This is a genomic window from Marisediminicola sp. LYQ134 (genome assembly GCF_046599635.1).
GTDB lineage: Bacteria > Actinomycetota > Actinomycetes > Actinomycetales > Microbacteriaceae > Marisediminicola.
The window spans coordinates 1-20,092 of sequence record NZ_JBKIWP010000002.1 but is presented as its reverse complement, the minus strand read 5'-3'; the positions used below and the strand labels follow the sequence as shown (position 1 = coordinate 20,092).

The 20,092-nt window shown below is 69.8% G+C and carries 15 protein-coding genes, 1 tRNA gene and 1 other RNA gene; 13 read left to right on the top strand and 4 right to left on the bottom strand.

The window, feature by feature from the left end; genetic code table 11:
* The first annotated feature begins 9 nt into the window (after positions 1-9).
* From ACLHIH_RS08490 to ACLHIH_RS08450, 9 genes are all read left to right on the top strand, one after another.
* Positions 10-1,428 (top strand): GH1 family beta-glucosidase, encoded by a 1,419-nt coding sequence (locus ACLHIH_RS08490; RefSeq protein ID WP_411316358.1) that lies wholly within the window; start codon positions 10-12, stop codon positions 1,426-1,428.
* Positions 1,425-2,645, top strand: a complete 1,221-nt coding sequence (locus ACLHIH_RS08485; RefSeq protein WP_411316357.1) for an ROK family protein — start codon at positions 1,425-1,427, stop codon at positions 2,643-2,645. Before ACLHIH_RS08490 ends, ACLHIH_RS08485 begins: the two co-directional genes overlap by 4 nt.
* A gap of 78 nt (positions 2,646-2,723) precedes the next feature.
* Positions 2,724-3,941 (top strand): multidrug effflux MFS transporter, encoded by a 1,218-nt coding sequence (locus ACLHIH_RS08480; protein ID WP_411317264.1) that lies wholly within the window; start codon positions 2,724-2,726, stop codon positions 3,939-3,941.
* A 30-nt stretch (positions 3,942-3,971) separates the two neighbouring features.
* The gene (locus ACLHIH_RS08475) at positions 3,972-4,709 is read left to right on the top strand and encodes a phosphatase PAP2 family protein (RefSeq protein WP_411316356.1); all 738 of its coding nucleotides are present in this window, start codon (positions 3,972-3,974) and stop codon (positions 4,707-4,709) included.
* A gap of 27 nt (positions 4,710-4,736) precedes the next feature.
* Positions 4,737-6,008 (top strand): saccharopine dehydrogenase family protein, encoded by a 1,272-nt coding sequence (locus ACLHIH_RS08470; RefSeq protein ID WP_411316355.1) that lies wholly within the window; start codon positions 4,737-4,739, stop codon positions 6,006-6,008.
* The gene (gene menC / locus ACLHIH_RS08465; RefSeq protein WP_411316354.1) at positions 6,005-7,123 is read left to right on the top strand and encodes an o-succinylbenzoate synthase; all 1,119 of its coding nucleotides are present in this window, start codon (positions 6,005-6,007) and stop codon (positions 7,121-7,123) included. Before ACLHIH_RS08470 ends, menC begins: the two co-directional genes overlap by 4 nt.
* An 86-nt stretch (positions 7,124-7,209) precedes the next feature.
* Positions 7,210-7,467: a BatC protein gene (locus ACLHIH_RS08460; protein ID WP_411316353.1), complete on the top strand. Its 258-nt coding sequence runs from the start codon at positions 7,210-7,212 to the stop codon at positions 7,465-7,467.
* Positions 7,464-8,732 (top strand): cupin domain-containing protein, encoded by a 1,269-nt coding sequence (locus ACLHIH_RS08455; protein ID WP_411316352.1) that lies wholly within the window; start codon positions 7,464-7,466, stop codon positions 8,730-8,732. Before ACLHIH_RS08460 ends, ACLHIH_RS08455 begins: the two co-directional genes overlap by 4 nt.
* Positions 8,729-9,661, top strand: coding sequence for a sucrase ferredoxin (locus ACLHIH_RS08450; RefSeq protein WP_411316351.1), 933 nt, complete (start codon positions 8,729-8,731; stop codon positions 9,659-9,661). The genes ACLHIH_RS08455 and ACLHIH_RS08450 overlap by 4 nt, the downstream gene beginning before the upstream one ends.
* Positions 9,662-9,710: 49 nt before the next feature.
* On the opposite strand, the gene ACLHIH_RS08445 is transcribed toward ACLHIH_RS08450, so the two are convergent.
* Positions 9,711-10,370 carry a hypothetical protein gene (locus ACLHIH_RS08445; RefSeq protein ID WP_411316350.1) on the bottom strand — a complete coding sequence of 220 codons (660 nt, stop codon included), beginning with the start codon at positions 10,368-10,370 and terminating at the stop codon, positions 9,711-9,713.
* Positions 10,371-10,472: 102 nt separating this feature from the next.
* Positions 10,473-10,557 (bottom strand) — tRNA-Ser (locus ACLHIH_RS08440).
* 110 nt (positions 10,558-10,667) lie between these two features.
* Here ACLHIH_RS08440 and pta point away from each other — a divergent pair.
* Both pta and ACLHIH_RS08430 read left to right on the top strand, forming a co-directional pair.
* Complete coding sequence (gene pta, locus ACLHIH_RS08435) at positions 10,668-12,779, top strand: phosphate acetyltransferase (protein WP_411316349.1); 2,112 nt, start codon at positions 10,668-10,670, stop codon at positions 12,777-12,779.
* Complete coding sequence (locus ACLHIH_RS08430) at positions 12,776-13,900, top strand: acetate/propionate family kinase (protein ID WP_411316348.1); 1,125 nt, start codon at positions 12,776-12,778, stop codon at positions 13,898-13,900. The genes pta and ACLHIH_RS08430 overlap by 4 nt, the downstream gene beginning before the upstream one ends.
* A gap of 36 nt (positions 13,901-13,936) precedes the next feature.
* On the opposite strand, the gene ACLHIH_RS08425 is transcribed toward ACLHIH_RS08430, so the two are convergent.
* Positions 13,937-14,575: an NAD(P)H-binding protein gene (locus tag ACLHIH_RS08425; protein WP_411316347.1), complete on the bottom strand. Its 639-nt coding sequence runs from the start codon at positions 14,573-14,575 to the stop codon at positions 13,937-13,939.
* 29 nt (positions 14,576-14,604) lie between these two features.
* On the opposite strand from ACLHIH_RS08425, the gene ffs reads away from it, so the two are divergent.
* An RNA gene (ffs, locus tag ACLHIH_RS08420) (signal recognition particle sRNA small type) lies at positions 14,605-14,701 on the top strand.
* A 43-nt stretch (positions 14,702-14,744) separates the two neighbouring features.
* On the opposite strand, the gene ACLHIH_RS08415 is transcribed toward ffs, so the two are convergent.
* The gene (locus ACLHIH_RS08415) at positions 14,745-17,462 is read right to left on the bottom strand and encodes a LuxR C-terminal-related transcriptional regulator (protein ID WP_411316346.1); all 2,718 of its coding nucleotides are present in this window, start codon (positions 17,460-17,462) and stop codon (positions 14,745-14,747) included.
* 358 nt (positions 17,463-17,820) lie between these two features.
* Here ACLHIH_RS08415 and ACLHIH_RS08410 point away from each other — a divergent pair.
* Positions 17,821-20,092: choice-of-anchor G family protein (locus tag ACLHIH_RS08410; protein WP_411316345.1), on the top strand; the 2,272-nt coding region annotated here is incomplete at its 3' end.

The following is a 20,092-nucleotide window of genomic DNA, read 5'->3' as shown; positions in this document are numbered from 1 at the left end:
GACACGACCATGACCTCAGGCAGCCCCGACTACCGCGACTCCGCGACCTTCTCCGACGACTTCCTCTTCGGGTCGGCGACGGCGTCGTACCAGATCGAGGGGGCCGCGAGGGAGGACGGCCGGGGGGTCTCCATCTGGGACACCTTCAGTGCGACGCCGGGTCGCGTCGTGCACGGCCACACGGGAGACGTCGCCGACGATCACTACCACCGGGTGGACTCCGACCTCGACCTCATGTCGCGCCTCGAACTCGAGGCGTACCGGTTCTCGATCGCGTGGCCGCGCATCCAGCCGACCGGGTCCGGCCAGGTCAACGAGCGCGGCGTGGGCTTCTACTCGCGCCTCGTCGACGGGCTCCTCGAGCGCGGCATCAAGCCCATCGCGACGCTCTACCACTGGGACCTCCCTCAGCAACTCGAGGACCGCGGCGGGTGGACCGACCGCGACACCGCCTACCGCTTCGCCGAGTACGCCGCGATCATGGGCGAGGCCCTCGGTGACCGCATCGACACGTGGACGACCCTCAACGAGCCCTGGTGCTCGGCCTACCTCGGCTATGGGTCGGGCGCGCACGCCCCCGGCATCCAGAGCGGTCGTGCGGCGCTCACGGCCGTGCACCACCTCAACCTCGCGCACGGGCTCGGCACCACCGAGTTGCGCCACGTCGTCGGCGACGCGGCGAAGTACTCGGTGACCCTCAACTTCCACGTGCTCCGCGGGGGCGGCTACGGCGACGACGACGCGATGCGCCGCATCGACGCTCTCGCCAACCGCGCGTTCACCGGTCCGATGCTGCGCGGCGAGTACCCCGCCGACCTTCTCGAAGACACCGCGCCCGTCACCGACTGGGCGTTCGTGAAGCCGGGCGACCTCGAGCTCATCCACCAGCCGATCGACGTCCTCGGCGTCAACTACTACTCGACCGCGACGGTGCGCCTGTGGGACGGCGCGTCACCGCGGCAGACGGCCGACGGGCACAAGAACTCGGGCGGGTCGCCGTGGCCGGGAAGCGAGCATGTCGAGTTCATCGAGCAGGAGGGCCCGTACACCGCGATGGGCTGGAACATCGCGCCCGACGGCCTCGAAGAGCTCCTCGTGTCGCTCTCCGAGCAGTTCCCGGAGCTCCCCCTCATGATCACCGAGAACGGGGCGGCGTTCGACGACGAGGTCGTCGACGGTCGGGTCGCGGATGCCGAGAGGGTCGACTACCTGCGCAGGCACTTCGTCGCGGCATCCCGCGCGATCGATCGCGGGGTCGACCTGCGCGGCTACCTCGTGTGGTCGCTCCTCGACAACTTCGAGTGGGCGTACGGCTACACGAAGCGGTTCGGCATCGTGCACGTCGACTACGAGACCCAGGAGCGCACGGTCAAAGACAGCGGGGAGTGGTTCGCCGAGGTCATCCGCACCCGCCGGATCGCGGAGTGACGACGGAGGGCCAGCGCAGCGGTCGCAACAACGACAGTGTGCGTCGCGACAACCTCGCCACGGTGCTCGGCCTCGTGCACCGGGAACGGTCGCTGTCTCGATCGCAATTGACCCTGCGCACGGGGCTCAACAGGTCGACGGTCGCAGCCCTCGTCTCCGAACTCGTCGAGCGACGGCTCGTCGTGGAGGCCGAACCGACGGTCACTCGTCAGGTCGGGCGGCCGAGCCCGGTCGTGAGCCCCGACCCCCGCACCGTGGCCGTCGCGGTCAACCCCGAGATCGACGCGATCGTCGTCGCGCTCGTCGGGCTCGGCGGTGCTGTGGAGCGGCGTGTGCGCGTGGAGCAGAGCACCGTGCCTACCGTCGAGACGACCGTCGACACGGTCGCCCGTGTGGTCGCCGATTTCGTCGCCGACGGCGCGGCCCCGGTCGGTGTCGGGGTCGCGATGCCGGGTCTCGTGCGGGCATCCGACGGTCTCGTGAGGCTCGCCCCGCACCTCGGGTGGACGGATGCGCCGATCGCCGAACTCATCGCCGCCGCGACGGGCCTCGAGGCTTCCGCAGCCAACGACGCGGGTCTCGGCGCGAAAGCGGAGCACCTCTTCGGCGCGGGACGCGGGATGACCGATCTCGTCTATCTCAACGGTGGCGCGAGCGGTATCGGGGGCGGCATCATCGCGGGCGGTGTGCCCGTGCGCGGTGTCGGGGGGTTCGCTGGCGAGTTCGGGCACACCCTCGCGACCGATCGGCGCGACCGCGACCGCACGGGCGCTCCCGGCAGCCTCGAGCTCGAGGTGCGTCGCTCAGCCCTCCTCGACGTGCTCGGGCTCCCCGCCGTCGAGCCCGACGTGCTCGAGCACGCGCTCGTCTCGTCGACGTCCGCCGAGGTCGCCGCCGAGATCGACCGTCAGCTGGGGTACCTGAGCCTCGTGCTGCGCAACGCCGTCGACATCCTCAACCCTCAGCTCATCGTGCTCGGCGGGTTTCTCGCCTCCCTCGATGCCGCCGCGCCCGGGCGACTGCACCAGCTCGTGCGCGAACAGTCGCTCGCGGCATCGTTCGAGGAGGTGCGCATCGCTCGGGCCGAGCTCGGCTCCGATCTGCTGCTCATCGGTGCGGCCGAGCTCGCGTTCGCGCGCGTTCTCGCCGACCCCGCGCGCGTCGACGTGTCGACCTCTTCGCCCCGAACGGGAATAGTCGAGCCGTCGTCGAGTTGATCCCAGAGGCTGTGCTGCGCTCGAGGGCCCTCACGCCCCCTCCATCCCCACCCGCTAGGACTCTCCTTGACCACTGTCATGCACCCCGGTGATGCGCTCAGCCGCCGGCAACGCCTCGTCTACATCGTGGTGCTCGGAGCCCTCGTCGCTCTCGGGCCGTTCACGATCGACCTCTACCTCCCCGCCTTCCCCGTGCTCGAGACCGACCTCGGGGTCTCGCAAGCGGCGGTGCAGTTGACGCTCACCGCGACGACGGTCGGGTTCGGCCTCGGCCAGCTCATCGTCGGGCCGTGGAGCGACCGTGTCGGTCGCCGCATCCCCCTCGTCATCGCGACGGTCGTGCACGTCGGTGCGAGCATCGGCGTCGCCCTCGCCCCCGACATCGTGTGGGTCGGTGTGTTCCGCGTGCTGCAGGGCATCGGCGCCGCCGGCGGTGCCGTCGTCGCGATGGCGACGGTGCGCGACCTCTTCGGCGGCCAGCCGCTCGTGCGCATGCTCTCGCGCCTCGCGCTCGTCACGGGTGCCGCGCCCATCCTCGCTCCGCTCATCGGGTCGCAGCTCCTGCTCGTGCTCGACTGGCGCGGCGTGTTCTACTTCCTCGCCGCCTACGGCGTCATCATCGTGCTCGCCGCCGTGTTCTTCATCGTCGAGACCCTGCCCCCCGAGAAGCGCAGGCAGCAGGGGCACTCGACCGCGCGCGACCGCTACCGCGCCATCTTCACCGACCGCATCTTCGTCGGCGTCGCGCTCATCGGAGGGATGTCGTTCGCGGGCCTCTTCGCCTACCTGAGCTCGTCGCCGTTCCTGTTCCAGGACGTCTACGGGCTCGACGCTCAGCAGTACGGCGTGCTCTTCGCGGTCAACTCGCTCGGAATCGTCATCGGAACCCAGACGGCGGCGCGGCTCGCGAGGCGATACGGCCCGCAATACATCCTCGGGGCGTCGACGGCGGTGATGTTGCTCTCGGCGATCGCGATCGTCGCGCTCGACGCGGCCGGCGCCGGGCTCGTCGGCATACTCGTTCCGCTGTTCTTCTTCATCACCGCGGTCGGCTTCGGTTTCCCGATGGTCCAAGTGCTCGCGCTCGCGGGCCACGGCGACGAGGCAGGCACCGCGGCATCCGTGCTCGGGGCTCTCAACTTCGGTCTCGCGGGAGTGATCTCGCCAATCGTCGGTCTCTTCGGCATCACCGACGCCATCCCCATGGGAGCCGTCATGGCGTGCACCTCGGCTGTCGCCGTGGCATCGCTCTGGCTCATCGTCAAGCCCCGCTCGGTTCCGAGCCTCACCGACTGACCCACATCCCGCCCGCGCTAGCGTGAACGGATGTCTCAGACCCGACCCCGCACGAAGGCCGCCGCCGACGCCGAGCGACGGTCCGCCGCGGCGAGCCGTCGCTGGCCACTCATCGCGGCGCTCGTCGGTGTCGGGCTCGTCGCCGTTCTGGGTGCCGCGATCGCGTATCGCGGAAGCAACCTGCCTCTCGCGTTCGACACCGAGTGGATGAACGAGATCCTCGACAGCAGGCACCCCGCGCTCGAGGTGCCCGCGCAGATCATGGACGCCGTCGGCGGGCACCTCATCGGCATCGTGCTCGTGCCCGTCGCCATCATCGTCGTGCTGTGCTTTCTCAGGCGGTTCTGGGCCGCCCTCTACTTCACCGTCGCGACCGTGCTGAGCGCGGGGCTCGTGCAGTTGCTCAAGGGCATCTTCGACCGGCCTCGCCCCGAAGACATCCTCGTGGTCGCCGACATCGGATCGTTCCCTTCCGGACACGTCGCGAACGCTGCGACCATGGCCGTCGTCATCGGTTTCATCGCCGAGAGAACGTGGGTCTGGGCGGCGGGTGTCGCCTACACGCTGCTCATGATGCTCAGTCGCACCTTTCTCGGAGCGCACTGGGTGAGCGACACGGTCGGGGGACTCGTGCTCGGCGCCGCGGTCGCGGTGATCGTCTGGGCTCCGTTCGCGCACCGCATGCACCGCGAGCACGAGAGCCGTCGTGCGATCGCCGCGAGCGAGCGGGTGCGCCGCAACAGTGCCGCGAGGGAACACGCGACCTGAGCGCGGGGTCGGCACTACTGTCGACGCATGAGAATCCTCCTCGTCGGTGCCGGCGGAGTCGGCGACGCCATCGCGAAGATCGCCGCGCGGCGCCGGTTCTTCGACCTCATGGTCGTGAGCGACTACGACCTCTCTCGGGCCGAACGCACGATCGCGTGGATCACCGCGCGGCACGGTGACCAGAACGGGCGATTCGTGGCCGCGCGCATCGACGCGTCGAACCCCGACGATGTGACGGCAGTCGCGCGCACCTACGGAGTGACCCACGTCATGAACGCGGTCGAGCCCACGTTCGTTCCGACCGTGTTCGCGGGCGCGCTCGCCGCCGATGCCGACTACCTCGACATGGCGATGAGCTTGAGTGAGCCGCATCCGACCGACCCCCACCGCGAAACCGGGGTCAAGCTCGGCGACGATCAGTTCGCCGTCGCGCCCGACTGGGAGAAAGCGGGTCGCATGGCTCTCGTGGGCATGGGGGTCGAACCGGGGCTGAGCGACGTGTTCGCGCGCTACGCGGTCGACCACCTCTTCAGCGAGGTCGACGAGCTCGGCACGCGCGACGGCGCGAACCTCGTGGTGCGCGACGCGAGCGGGGTCGAGATGTTCGCCCCCTCGTTCAGCATCTGGACGACGATCGAGGAGTGCCTCAATCCTCCCGTCATCTGGGAGCGGGAGCGCGGCTGGTTCACGACGGCACCGTTCTCGGAGCCCGAGACCTTCACCTTTCCCGAGGGCATCGGCGAGGTCGAGTGCGTCAACGTCGAGCACGAGGAGGTGTTGCTCATGCCGCGCTGGCTCGATGCCAAGCGCGTGACCTTCAAGTACGGGCTCGGCGACGAGTTCATCGGCATCCTCAAGACCCTCAACCGGCTCGGTCTCGACAGCGTCACCCCCGTGACCGTGCGCTCGGAGCAGGGGCCCGTCGCTGTCGCGCCGCGGGATGTCGTCGCCGCAGGCCTCCCCGACCCCGCGACGCTCGGTCCGCTCATGACCGGGAAGACGTGCGCGGGGGTGTGGGTCACAGGGACGGGAACGGATGGGCGGCCGCGCGAGGTGTATCTCTATCACGTGGCCGACAACGAGTGGACGATGGCCGAATACGAGGCGCAGTGCGTCGTGTGGCAGACCGCGCTCAACCCCGTGATCGCGCTCGAACTGCTCGCGAGCGGTGTCTGGTCGGGGTTGGGGGTGCTCGGTCCCGAGGCGTTCGACGCGGTGCCGTTCCTCGACCTCATGAAACGGTCGGAGTCCGCCGGGGGCTACGGCCAGGACTGGGGCTTCGAGGATCGCCTCGCATGAGGCTCGACGCTGTCGAGGTTCACCTCGTGGGCATGCCCCTCGTGCGACCGTTCGAGACCTCGTTCGGCGTGCAGACCGAGCGAGCGGTTCTGCTCGTCCGCGTTCTGACGGACGAGGGCGAGGGGTGGGGGGAGTGCGTCGCGGGCACCGACCCCGTGTACTCCTCGGAGTACGTCGGGGCGGTCGCCGGTGTCATCCGCGACTATCTCGCTCCGACGCTCCTCGGGCTCGAGTCGATCACCGCGGCGGGCGTCGACGCTGCACTGCGTTACGTCGTCGGGCACCGCATGGCCAAGGCCGCGCTCGAGGCCGCCGTCCTCGACGCCGAGTCGCGCGCCGCGGGGGTGAGCTTCGGTGCCGTCTTCGGAGCCACGCGCACGTCGGTCGAGTGCGGTGTCTCGGTCGGCATCGCGCCGAGCATCGACGCGCTCCTCGACGAGGTGCGCGGCTACGTCGACGCGGGCTACCGGCGCATCAAGCTCAAGATCAAGCCGGGGTGGGACCTCGAACCCGTTGCGGCGGTGCGCGCTCTCCTCGGGGTGGACGCCCTGCTGCAGGTCGACGCGAATACGGCGTACACACTCGCCGACGTCGACCACCTGCGGAGGCTCGACGACTTCGGTCTCGTGCTCATCGAACAACCGTTCGTCGAAGAGGATGTCGCGGCGCACGCCGTGCTCGCTCGCGCGATCTCCACCCCCGTGTGCCTCGACGAATCCATCGTCAGCACGGCGGTCGCCGTCGACGCGATCGATCGCGGTGCCACGAGCATCGTCAACATCAAGGCGGGTCGGGTGGGAGGCTACCTCGAGGCCGTGCGCATCCACGACGCGTGCGTCGAGCGCGGCGTGCCGGTGTGGTGCGGGGGCATGCTCGAGACGGGAATCGGGCGCGCGGCGAACGTCGCGCTCGCCGCGCTCCCCGGGTTCACCCTCCCCGGAGACACCTCGGCGTCGGATCGCTACTACGCCGACGACCTCACCGAACCGTTCGTGCTGCGCGACGGACACCTCGACGTGCCCACGACTCCCGGCTTCGGCCTCGAGGTGCGCACCGACCTCGTGCGCGCGTGGGCGCTCCGGGAGCCCGACACCCTGGTGCACCGACGCCACTGAGCGTGGCCCCGGGGTGTGTTCAGGGTCGACAGACGTACGCTGGAGATCGGGCGCGAATCGGCGTCCATGATCCGCGGAGGTAAGACATGGCTATCGACGACGACGACATCACGACAACAGGTTCGACCGGCGAAGAGGGTACCGCCGACGGCGGCGCGAACCCCGGTGGTCACGACGGTGGAGCCGACGGTTCCGCTGCGGCAGGCGAGGGCACCGCTGACGGCGGCGCCAACGCCGACGGTCACGACGGCGGAGCCGATGGCTCGGCCGACGCGGGAGAAGGCACCGCCGACGGCGGCGCCAACGCCGACGGTCACGACGGCGGAGCCGACGGCTCGGCTTGAGCGACTCCCCAACGAGTGACGGCGTGAGCGAGCGCGGGTCGGCAGACCGACCCGCGCTCGCTCGCCTCGTCTCCCTCGACACCACCGCGTTCGCGAGCGAACACTGGGGCTCCCGCCCTCTCCTGTCTCGCGCATCCGCTCTCCCCGGAGACTTCGCCGACCTCTTCTCGGCCGACGCGGTCGACGAGCTCGTCGCCCACCGCGGCATCCGCACTCCCTTCGCCCGCATGGCCAAAGAGGGGTCGGTGCTGTCGCCCTCGCGCTACACCGCCTCGGGCGGGTTCGGCGCCGAGATCGGTGATCAGCTGTCATCGGAGCGCGTGCTCGCCGAATTCGCCGACGGCGCGAGCCTCGTTCTGCAGGGACTGCACCGCACGTGGCGACCCCTCACCGACTTCACGCGGGAACTCGTCGGCGACCTCGGGCACCGGTGCCAGGTGAACGCCTACATCACGCCCGAGTCGTCGCGCGGATTCGACCCGCACTACGACGTGCACGACGTCTTCGTCATCCAGATCTCGGGCACGAAGCACTGGACGATCCACGAGCCCGCCCACGTCGACCCGCTCGCCTCCCAACCGTGGTCGAGCCGGCGCGCGGATGTCGAGGCGCGCGCCGCGGGCGAGCCCGCGATCGACGCGGTGCTCGAACCCGGCGACGTGCTCTATCTGCCGCGCGGATGGATCCACTCGGCCACGGCACTCGGAGGCACCTCGGTGCACCTCACGATCGGCGTCTCGGCCTACACGCGCGACGACATCCTCGAGTCGATCATCGCGCGGGCCCGCGACGACGTGCGGTTGCGCGCATCACTGCCGCTCGGTATCGACCTCACCGACCCCGATGCGCTCCGTCCACTCGTCGACGAGATCGTGAGCGACCTCGCCGACGCCCTCGCGACGGCGGCGACGTCGCCGGAGCTCGCAGATGCGGCATCCGCGAGCCTCACGCGGCGATTCGCCGGCGCTGTGAGAGCGGAACCCCTCGCTCCTCTCGCGACGATCGAGGCTCTCGGAGCCCTCGGCCCCGACACCGTCGTGTCATGGCGACGCGGGGCGACCGCGTCGACGCGCCGAGACGGTGAGGTCATGACGATCCGCCGGGGCGACTCGACTGTCTCGCTGCCGGTCGAAGCGGCCGATGCCGTCGAGGCTCTCGCAACCGGTGCCGACCACACCGTCGGGAGCCTCCCCGGCCTCGACGAGGCGTCCGCCCTCGTCGTCGTGCGACGACTCGTGCGCGAAGGCATCCTGGTCGTGCGATGACCGAGCCGAGCGACACGGGCTGGATGCCGTGCAGCGACCGGTCGCTCGAGCGTCGTGACCCCCTCGAGGGAACAGCGGGCTACGGCGAGAGATGGTTTCTCGTCGAGATCGACGGTGCGTGGGGGCACCATGCGATCCTGCAGTCACGCCTGCCCCCCGAGATCGCGTCGACCCTCGTGCGACGCGTCGAACGAGCCGGGATGAGACCCCTCGCCATCCGCCGCACCGGTCGACGCGCCGACGAGCGTCGCGCGCAGCGGGAGTGGTCGTGGGCCGTGGTCGACTGCCGACCCGGTCGGGAGTCGATCATGCGCGGAAGCGTCACTGACCCCGCGCTGCTTCTCGAGGTGCCTCTCGACGGATCGACGGGAACCCCGTCCGACGAGCCCATCGTCGCCGTGTGCACGCACGCGCGCCACGACCAGTGCTGCGCGGTGCGCGGGCGCCCCGTGGTCACGACGCTCGCTCACAATCATCCGGAGATCACGTGGGAGTGTTCCCACCTCGGCGGTGACCGATTCGCGGCGACCCTCGTGGTGTTCCCCCACGGCCTCTTCTTCGGCCGGGTTCCCGCGGCCGAGGCGCCCGCCGTCATCGCGGGGGTGCGGGAGGGGGTCATCGACCTGCGCTACTTCCGCGGGCGCAGCTCGAGCCCCAACGCCGTGCAAGCGGCGGAGGCCTTCGTGCGCGAGCGCTCCGGCGACACCGCGATCGACGCGTTCGGCGACGCGACGGCCACGCGTGATGACTCCGGAAGCTGGACGGTCGCTCTCGACCATCGCGGCGAGACCCGCACGGTTCGTCTCGCGGAGCAGATGTCGGCCCCGCTGTTGAGCACGTGCTCCGCCACGCGAGCGGCGCCCGTGCGCGAGTTCGAGCTCGAGTCGATCGACCCGCCCCCCGCCGCGGTAGCCTCCGCGGGGCGCTGAGCCGGCCTCAGGCGAGCTGGGTCATGGCGCGGCCCGCGTCACACCGGGCTCAGGGCATCCACGCGAGCGAGACATCCGTCACGGCCATGAGGCCCACCATGATCGCGAGCGAGGCGACGACGATCGTCGAGATCGCCGCGACACCGAGAACCGGCTTGGCCTCGAACCAGTACGAACTCCCCGGATAGGTGCGGAACAGGTCGCGACCCGTCATGGGCCCTGGGTTGGGTTGCATCCCCACACCGATGAGCGACGTGAGCTCGCGCATGCTCGACTCGCCCCAGAACGCGCCGTGCAGACGCAGGAGCCGCGTGCCCGCGACGTCGCGCACGAGCAATCGGGGTGTCGTGTCGCTCGCGTTCCAGCGATAGGTCGCCACGATCACGACGGTCGCGATGTCGGCGCGATCGATGATCGTGCGGCGACCGGTGAGACTGCGTGCGGTCACGGTCGATCGGTTCACGGTCACGTGCGCGGAGCGGTAGAGGAAGAAGCACACGAGAGCCACGATCGTGACGACGACCTGGCCCGTGACGACGATGTCGGCGGTGCCGATCGGCACCGTCAGGAGGTAGAGCGACCCGAAGAGCGTCACCGACCCGAGCAGAAGGGTGAGAAGCCCGTTGCGCAGCAGGTCCCGGCGGGGCCGGATGCGCCGTGTCGCGGGCGTCGGGGCAGAACGATCGGCAACGTGGTCAAGCCCAGTCATCGCCGATCCCCCCGGATGATCCGCAGCCCACAGCGGAGATCGATTCGGGCGATCACCGCGTGAGCGACGGAGAACAGTGACTGCCCTCATCGGCAGTCTCGGCGGAGGATGGGGGATTCGAACCCCCGAGGGCTTTCACCCAACACGCTTTCCAAGCGTGCGCCATAGGCCACTAGGCGAATCCTCCAATGGATCCTTCACGGCGAACCGTGGACCGAAAGCATTCTACCGTCATGCCCGCCGTGCTCGGCGACACACTCCCAGAACCGCCTCGGAAGGCACGCCTAGGCTGGTCGCGTGTCGACTCGAATCTTCATCACGTCAGCCGAAGGCCACACCGGCAAGTCGTCGATCGCGCTCGGCGTGGTCGAGACCCTGAGCCACCAGGTCGAGCGGGTGGGGGTGTTCCGACCGATCGCGAGGTCGACGACCGAACGCGACTACGTGCTCGAGATGCTGCTCGGTCACGCGAGCGTCGACCTCGACTACGACGAGGTCGTCGGCGTCGACTACGAGCTCGTGCACACGCACCCCGATCAAGCGCTCAGCACGATCGTCTCGCGCTTCGCCGCCGTCGAGCGGCAGTGCGACGCGATCGTCATCCTCGGCTCCGACTACACGGATGTCGGCAGCCCCACCGAGCTCGGATTCAACGCGCGCATCGCCGCGAACCTGGGCGCACCCGTGCTGCTCGTTCTCGGCGGGCGACGCAGCGACGGCGCGGGGGAGCGCACGCCCGACGACATGCGCCAGATCGCCGAGCTCACGACCGCCGAGCTCCGTCACGCGCACGCCGGTCTTCTCGCGATCATCGCGAACCGCTCCGAACCGTCGGCGCTGCGCGAGATCGAGGAGTCGATCACGTCGGCGTTCGACGACGCCGACTCCGCCGTTCCCGTGTGGGCGATCCCCGAAGACCCGTTCCTCGTCGCCCCGTCGGTCGCCGCGCTCCTCGAGGCGACGGACGCGACCCTCATCGCGGGCGACGAGGCGCTCCTCGAGAGGGAGGCCGTCGGGGTCGTCGTCGCGGCGATGTCGATGGAGAACGTGCTCCCGAGGCTCACCGAGGGCGCGATCGTCATCATCCCCGGCGACCGGTCGGATGTCTTGCTCGCCGTGCTGCTCGCACACGCGTCCGCGACGTTCCCCTCCGTCTCGGGCGTCATCCTCAACGGCGGTTTCGCGCTCTCGCCCCAGGTCGAGTTGCTCATCGACGGGCTCCACTCGACCCTGCCGATCGCGCGCAACGACCTCGGCACCTACGACACGGCGCTGAAAGTGACTCAGACACGGGGTCGCCTCGCCGCGGAGTCGCAGCGCAAGTACGACACGGCGCTCTCGCTCTTCGAGAAGCACGTCGACGGCGAGAGACTCCTCTCGCTCCTCGAGGTGAGCCCCGCGGATGTCGTGACGCCGCTCATGTTCGAATACGGAATCCTCGAGCGCGCCCGCGGGCAGCGCAAGCACATCGTCCTCCCCGAGGGGAGCGACGATCGCATCCTCAGGGCCGCGGCCACCCTCCTGCAGCGCGAGGTGGCGCAGATCTCGATCCTCGGTGACGAGAAGGCGGTGCGATCTCGCGCGACCGAGCTCGGTCTCGACCTCTCGGACGCCGCCGTCATCGACCCCTTCGACGAGGAGCTGCGCTCGCGTTTCGCGGAGGAGTACGCGCGCGTGCGAGCACACAAGGGCATCACCGTGCAGCAGGCGAGCGACACCGTGACCGACGTCTCGTACTTCGGCACGATGATGGTGCACCTCGGTCTCGCCGACGGAATGGTCTCCGGGGCGCAGCACACGACGGCCCACACCATCCGCCCGGCATTCGAGATCATCAAGACCAAGCCCGACGTCTCGGTGGTCTCGAGCGTCTTCCTCATGGCGCTCGCCGACCGCGTGCTCGTCTACGGCGATTGCGCCGTCATCCCCGACCCGACCGCCGAGCAGCTCGCCGACATTGCGATCTCGTCGGCCGGCACCGCGCAGCAATTCGGCATCGAGCCGCGCATCGCGATGCTGAGCTACTCGACGGGCGAATCGGGCTCGGGCGCCGACGTCGAGAAGGTGCGTGCGGCCACGGCGCTCGTGCGCGAGCGGCGCCCCGACCTGCTCGTCGAGGGTCCGATCCAATATGACGCCGCCGCCGACCCCACCGTCGCGGCCACGAAGATGCCGGGCTCCGAGGTCGCCGGTCGCGCCACCGTCTTCATCTTCCCCGACCTCAACACGGGCAACAACACCTACAAGGCGGTGCAGAGGTCGGCGGGAGCCGTCGCCGTCGGCCCCGTGCTCCAGGGGCTCAACAAACCCATCAACGACCTCTCGCGCGGCGCTCTCGTCGGCGACATCGTCAACACCGTCGCGATCACCGCGATCCAAGCAGCACCCTCGGAAGGCGCCACACCGTGACCCAGATCTTCGTCGTCAACTCGGGATCGTCGTCGATCAAGTACCAGCTCATCGACCTCGACACCGAAGCCGTTCTCCTGAGCGGACTCGTCGAGCGCATCGGAGAACCCGGCTCCGACGTGCCCGATCACGAGGCCGGTGTGCGCGGTGTTCTCGAGCAGCTCGGGTCCGGTCGCGAGATCGTCGCGGTCGGCCATCGCGTGGTGCACGGCGGCGCGCTCTTCACCGAACCGACCGTCATCGACGACAGCGTCGAGGCCGGCATCGACGAGCTCTCCGCGCTCGCACCACTGCACAACCCCGCGAACCTCGAGGGCATCCGCGCCGCGCGAGTGGCCCTCCCCGACGTGCCCCACGTCGCGGTGTTCGACACGGCGTTCCACCACACGCTCCCGCCCGCGGCCTACACCTACGCGATCGACGCGGCTCTCGCCGCCGAGCACGGCGTGCGACGCTACGGATTCCACGGCACCTCGCACAAGTTCGTGTCGGAGCGCGCCGCCGAGTTCCTCGACCGCCCGCTCGAGTCGCTCAAGACCATCGTGTTGCACCTCGGCAACGGGGCATCCGTCGCCGCGATCGACGGGGGCAGGTCGATCGAGACGAGCATGGGGATGACCCCGCTCGAAGGACTCGTGATGGGCACACGGTCGGGAGACATCGACGCGGCGGTGCTCGTGCATCTGCACAGGCAGGCGGGTCTGAGCATCGACGAACTCGACACGATGCTCAACCGCAAGAGCGGACTGCTCGGGCTCACGGGTAACGGCGACATGCGCGACGTGCAAGCGGCGGCATCCGACGGCGACGACATCGCCGAGGCGGCGCTCGCGGTCTACCGCCATCGCATCCGGCGCTACGTCGGCGCGTATATCGCGCACCTCGGGGGGCTCGACGCCATCGTCTTCACGGCCGGCGTGGGCGAGAACAACAGCCTCTTGCGTCGTCGTGTGCTCGCGGGGCTCGAGTTCCTCGGCATCGAGGTCGACCACGATCGCAACGAGGTCGCGTCGAAGACGGCCCGCTACATCTCGCCGGACGGGGCCGCGGTCGCCGTGCTCGTCATTCCGACCAACGAAGAGCTCGAGATCGCGCGGCAGACCGCGTCTGCCGCGCTCTAGAGCCGCGCAGCCCGGGAGCCGCGCGGCTACCGCTGTCTAGAAGGCGTCGGCGACGGCGGTGCTGCCCGAGACGACCTCGAACTGGCGCCGCACCGCAGCGCCCGAGGTGAGGACGTGGGCGATGACCGCGGCGACGTCGGCCCGCGGAATGGTGCCGCGCTCGACCGTTTCGCCGACCTCGACGCGGCCGGTGCCGTCGTCGTCGGTGAGCCCGCCGGGACGCACGATCGTCCAGTCGAGGTCGAGCGCGCGCACTGCGGCATCCGCCTCGCTCTTGGCCCGGAGGTAGACCTGCATGACGTCGTCGGAGTCGGCATCGAAGTCGTCGGTCCCGATGGCCGAGACGACGACGTAGCGGCGCACATCGGCGGCGACGGCGGCGGCTCCGAGCAGGATGGCGCCGTCACGGTCGACCGTGAGCTTGCGCTCGGCTCCGCTGTTGGCGCCCGCTCCCGCGGCGAAGACCACGGCGTCGGCACCCGCGAGAGCGGTCGAGACCGAGTCGACGTCGCTCGACTCGAGGTCGAGCACCACGGGCTCGGCGCCGGTCGCGCGCACCTCGGCGGCGTGAGCGGCATTGCGGATGAGGCCGACCGGGTGGTGACCGTCGGTGGCGAGGATGCTCGAGAGGAGGAGGGCGATCTTTCCGTGGCCGCCGGCGATGACTATGCGCATCACCCCACGATAAGCCAGGTAAACTGAACACCGGCTCCTCGCGTGGCGCCATCCAGGCCAACTCCCCCAGGACGGAAACGTAGCAAGGGTAACCGGGCTCTGGCGGGTGCGCGAGGGGTCTTTTCTGTGCCCGCGTACTTCTGCGTGCGGGGTTCGCTCGAGTCGTTGCTCAGACCGTGGCGCGGGCGCGCAGCTGCGCTCGAGAGGGTGCGCCGAGTTTGACCCTCGCGTGGTAGATGTGCGACTCGACGGTGCGCACGGAGAGAAAGAGCGCTTCGGCGATCTGCTTGTTCGATTTTCCCGCGATCACGAGGTCGACGATCTCCTGCTCGCGGCCCGTCAATGCCTCACCCTCGGAGTCGGATTCGGAACCGGCGCCCGCGGAGTGCACCGAGCGGGCGAATGCGCGGGTCGATGCCGCGGCGACCCGCATGCCCCGACGGGCGAACATCGTCGCGGTGCGCTCGGAGGCCCGACTCGCGAGGAGGTGGAAGCCCACCGCGCCGAGTCGTTGGGCGCTGTCGCACGCGGCGGCCGCATCGTCGTCGGCGACCGCGATCACGAAGTCGGCCATGGCGACATACGCGGGGAGGTCTGTCTCGGCACGGAAGGCGCGTGCCTTCTCGGCGACAGACGCCGCGACGGGCCCTTCATCCACGTCGGCGAGCACAGAGAAGAGGAGCTGGTAGATCGCTCCCGCGGTGTCGAGAGTCATCCCGGGAATCATCTCGGAAGACTCCTCGCCGCTCGTGGCGCCGCCCAGAGGTTGCCTCGCCCAGTCGGTATGGCTGTGACGCCACCGGGTGTCGCACCACGGCCAATTGCTGAGACCCTCGATGACCGCGTCGGCGTCGCGCGCGCGCCCGCGATGACGGAGTACGCGCGCGAGAAGGGCCTGGGTCCAGACCTGCCAGCGCGCGTCGGGCAACACGGTCTGCCTCGCCGCCGCGGCTGTGAGCTCGGATTCGCTCGACTCGAGGTCGCCTCGACACATCTCGATGTAGCCGACGAGGAACCCCGCGATCGCGACGCGAGCGGAATCACCGCGCCGCACCGCGCGATCGACGAACTCGGCGAGACGGTCGCGCACCCCGATGATGTCGTCGGCCGCGATCGTGCGCGCGAAGCACGCCGAGGCGCGATAGTCGTCGATGTCCCGTCGGGCGACGAGGTATGCGTCACTTCCTATGGGAAGACGAGCGAGTCGCACGAGCTCCTCGCCACGGGCGATCGTCGCAGCGAGTTCGGCGCCGCGGCCCAGGAGGGCCGAGGCGATGCTCGCGATGCCGTTCGCGGCGAGCCGCGACGAGACGTCCGCGGTCGGCTCGTCGAGAACCGCGTGCGCGTGGGCCCTCGAGGTGCGCCACTCCATCGCGAGCATGGCTTGCATGGCGAGGTCGAGTTCGCGGATCACGGTCGTGTCGGCCGCGGTGAGCGCCGCCGCGAGCGACTCGAGAGCGTCGGGAACCCGTCGCTGCGGCGCGAGCCACGTGTCGAGCTGCACGCGCCACCGCATGACGGCGAGGGCTTCCTCGCGACTCGGCTCGAGAACGGCCGTCGTATCGAGGAGCTCCGACGCGCCCGCGAAGTTGCCGATGGCACCGAGCGCGCGAGACTCCTCCACGATCGCCGCGACGCTCGGGCTCGACTCGAAGGAATCCCGCGCGAAACGCGCGGCATCGTCGGGAGCGCCGCTACTGAGCGATTTCGCCGCGGCGACGAGACACAGGCGGGCCCACTCCTCGGCCGTCGCACCCGCGCGGTCGACCTCGGGTGACGTGTCGCGGTCGAGATCGGGCCCCCCGGCGTGGGTGGCACCCACCGCGAAGAGGTGCTCGAATGGGTCGAGAGCGACCCCCCTGCGGAAGGCCGAGACGATCTCCCGTCTCACATGCTGTGTGAGTCTCCGGGCCCGCGCTCCGTCGGTCGTCGTGCTCAAGACCGTCGTCTCGATGCGGTGGGTGTGCGTGACCGTGTTGATCCCGGGCCCCGACCGGATGAAGCCCGAGTCGAAGAGACGAGAGAGGGTGTCGTTGCCGACGTAGCGCGCCGCCCGATCGACGGGGATGCCGTCGAGGCGACCGAGCACGAGCAGGGCGACACGTTCGTCTGCGGTCAGGGGCCGCATCCTCGACAATACGATGTGGTTGATGCGTCTCGTCGTGCGTGCCCCGACAGCAGCGAGCGGGCCGCCACCCGCCGCGACGCGAGAACCCGCGACGGCGGCGTTGGCGAGCTCGGTCACGAGCAGCGGCAACCCTCCGCTGTCGTGGTGGATAGCCGCCCGGGTGGCGACGTCGATGATTCTCTCTCCGAGAATCGAGCGGATGAGATCGTCGGTCTCGGCGCGTGAGAGCGGCTCGAGGTCGAGGCGGTCGGCGTCGCCGTCGAGCCAGAGTTCGAGGAAGACGTCGAGCAGCGGATGCGCGATGTCGGTGTCGTCTGCCAGGGTCGCGAGCACCGTGAACCGGTGTTCGCGCGCGGCCGACGTCAACCAGCGCACATCCTCCGGGTCGATCTCGTGGGCGTCGTCGACGATGACGATCGCGTCGTCGATCGTGTCGAGGTAGGAGGCGAGAGTGTCGCGGCTGACCTGGACGAACGGAGCGGACACGCGTCGTCCGTCCCCGATCTCGGGGGAGCCCTGCTTCGGGGGCGCGGATGCCTGCCGCCACAGTAGGTCGCCGGAGTCTCGCGCCGCCGTGATGCGCACGACAGTCGACCCCGAGGCCTCGAGCGCGCGAGCGATCTCGGTGGAGACGTGCGACTTGCCCATGCCCGTCGCCCCGAACAGCAAGACACTGCGGCGCCCGCGCAGGGTGTGCACGGCCGACGAGACCACGTGATCGCGCGGCCACGGCTGCTGTGTTCTCACTACCGTTGCCATGTCACCCACATCGCGCCGTCACGCACGCGTCCACTCCGCCCAGCACAGACGGTCGAGCCCCCCTCGACCTGATCCCACTGTAGATCGTGAGAGCGCTCCCGTCGCGGTTCTCGAGTACTGGGCATTGCGCGTCCGACTACTGAGAGCCCGTGGCCACGGCGCGGATACGGCGAAACCTCGCACCTGTGCCCGCGAGCATCCGGCACGGGAACTTGTCCCGATGCTCCCTGGTTGTCGCCCCGGGACGACCGATCGTGGCAGGCAGCGACATACCTTTCCCCAGCGACCGCGCTACGAGCGCGGTCTGCGAAAGAAACGGCACCGGGGTGGATGCCGTGCACCACGACACGGGGGAATCATGGGCGCGACGAAGAAAACGACGAATCGGGCGTCGCAGCGTGGCCGGAGCGCGATGGGGATCGCACTAGCTTCGGCCACCATTCTCGCGTCGGTGGGCTTCGGTCAGGCAGCCGTCGCCGCAGAGGGCGACGGCTCGACAGCCGCCGGGCGCGTGCTTTCGGGCAGCCTCCTGTCAAGTCTCGATGCCGACGTCCTCCTCGCACTCGAGGGGGCGTCGGCATCGAGCGACGGCGTGACCGGCGACGCCGACAGCGGCGACCTCGACGCGACCGCGCTCAGCACGCTCGGTCTCACCGTCACCGACGGGGTGCAGATTCCCCTGTCCATCGCGGATCTCGGTGTACTGAGCGAATACGCCGAAGCGAACACCGACGGAAGCGCCATCGGCGCGAGCGGCGCCGTCGCCGACGACGGAACGATCGGAACCGGCCCCGTGACCCCGGGAGCTCCGTCGGCCTACACGTTCGACCTCTCCGACCTCCTCACCGCGAGCATCACGGATGCCATCGCGGGAGCCGACCTCTCCCTCGGCGCCGTGAGCGCGCGAGCCAGCACAGACGGCACTCTCGCGCCGACCGGCACCTACGACATCGCCGCCCTCGAGCTCAACCTCGACAGCCCCGTCGTCGGCGGACTCGCCGGTTCGCTCGAAACCGTCGTCGCCGACGCGATCGCGCCGACCCTCGCCGCGCTCTCGGGTGCGGACAGCCCCCTCATCTCGGCGATCGTCGACGACACGGGCCTCGGGCTCGGCGCCGGAGCCACGGCATCGGTGACGGCAGACATCCCCGCGGCACTCGCGCCCCTCATCGGAGCGGATGCTCCTGCACTCGGCGCCGGGGGACCCATCGAGATCGACCTCGGCGACGGAACGATCGTCGTCGACATCCGAGCGCTCCTCGCGGCGAACGGACAGGATCTCAACTCGCTCGCCCCGGGCACCGAGATCCTCTCGGCCGAGGTGCTCGCGCTCATCACCGCGGGCGTCGCGAACCTCGTCGACACCCTCGTCGACGACGTGATCGACGCGGCCGAGACCGCGCTGCGCTCGGCCACGGTCACCGTCTCGACGAGCCTCACGGCGACCCTCCTCCTGACCCCCGTCGCCGTTCTCAGCGTGGGCGTCGACGGCACCGTCGCCGATCTGCTCGCCGGCACGGTCGTCCCCACGGTCACCCTCCTCAACGCCGGTGTGTGCTCAGTGCCGATCGTGGGGGGCATCGTCTGTGACAGCGGGCTCGTGTCCACCCTCGCCGGATCGCTCAGCGGAGTGATCGTCGACGAGTTGCTCGATCCCGCCGCGGGCGGTCTGCTCGACACCGTCGCCGCCCTCGTTCAGTCGACCGTCGTCGTGCCCGCGCTCACCCTCCTCGACCCGGCGCTCTCGTCGGTCGTGACCGGACTCGTGTCGCTCACCGCCAACGTGCAGGAGCCGTCGCCGGGAGTCGTGGGGGAGACGTTCACCGAGACGGCTCTGCGCCTCACGGTGCTCGGGTTCACCGGACCGGAGGGAGCGCTGTCGCTCGACATCGCGCAGGGATCGGTCGGACCGCGCGCGCTCACTCCGCCGATCGCGACCGACATCGAACCGGAGCGCGGCCCGGTCACCGGAGACACGGCCGTGACGATCACCGGCTCCGGCTTCGCCGACGCGACCGGAGTGACCTTCGGGGGCGTCGGGGGAACGGACTTCGAGGTCGTCTCCGACACCGAGATCACCGTGACGTCGCCCGCGAACCCCGCGGGACCGGTCGACGTCGTGATCACCTCTCCCGACGGCCCGTCCGCACCGCTCGAATTCACCTACTTCGCGGTCACGACGATCGACAGCGTCGCCCCGGACTCCGGCCCCGAGGGGGAGGAGACGACCGTGACCATCATCGGCTCGTGCTTCCTGGGGGCGACCGACGTTCTCTTCGGTGAGGATTCGGCCGTGACCTTCGACGTCATCTCCGACACGGAGATCACCGCGGTCACCCCGCCCGGAGCGGGCACCGTCGACGTGACCGTCGTCGGTCTGGGTGAGTGCGGCGAGGCCGTGCTCGAGGACGGCTTCGTCTTCGTCGCTCCCGGCGCAGCACTCGTCGACGCGATCGATCCGGTTCGTGGGCCGATGACCGGCGGCACCGAGGTGACGATCACGGGCACCGATTTCACGGGTGCGACCGGTGTCACCTTCGACGGTGTCGAGGGCACGGAGTTCGAGGTCGTGTCTGACACGGAGATCGTCGTGACGTCGCCGGCGAATCCGGTGGGTGTCGTGGATGTGG

What these genes read in the sequence shown, in the direction of transcription:
- ACLHIH_RS08490 (WP_411316358.1), top strand. Translation starts at nt 10, where the DNA reads ATGACCTCAGGCAGCCCCGACTACCGCGACTCCGCGACCTTCTCCGAC.
- ACLHIH_RS08480 (WP_411317264.1), top strand. Translation starts at nt 2,724, where the DNA reads ATGCACCCCGGTGATGCGCTCAGCCGCCGGCAACGCCTCGTCTACATC.
- ACLHIH_RS08475 (WP_411316356.1), top strand. Translation starts at nt 3,972, where the DNA reads ATGTCTCAGACCCGACCCCGCACGAAGGCCGCCGCCGACGCCGAGCGA.
- ACLHIH_RS08470 (WP_411316355.1), top strand. Translation starts at nt 4,737, where the DNA reads ATGAGAATCCTCCTCGTCGGTGCCGGCGGAGTCGGCGACGCCATCGCG.
- menC (WP_411316354.1), top strand. Translation starts at nt 6,005, where the DNA reads ATGAGGCTCGACGCTGTCGAGGTTCACCTCGTGGGCATGCCCCTCGTG.
- ACLHIH_RS08460 (WP_411316353.1), top strand. Translation starts at nt 7,210, where the DNA reads ATGGCTATCGACGACGACGACATCACGACAACAGGTTCGACCGGCGAA.
- ACLHIH_RS08450 (WP_411316351.1), top strand. Translation starts at nt 8,729, where the DNA reads ATGACCGAGCCGAGCGACACGGGCTGGATGCCGTGCAGCGACCGGTCG.
- ACLHIH_RS08445 (WP_411316350.1), bottom strand. Translation starts at nt 10,370, where the DNA reads ATGACTGGGCTTGACCACGTTGCCGATCGTTCTGCCCCGACGCCCGCG.
- ACLHIH_RS08425 (WP_411316347.1), bottom strand. Translation starts at nt 14,575, where the DNA reads ATGCGCATAGTCATCGCCGGCGGCCACGGAAAGATCGCCCTCCTCCTC.
- ACLHIH_RS08415 (WP_411316346.1), bottom strand. Translation starts at nt 17,462, where the DNA reads ATGGCAACGGTAGTGAGAACACAGCAGCCGTGGCCGCGCGATCACGTG.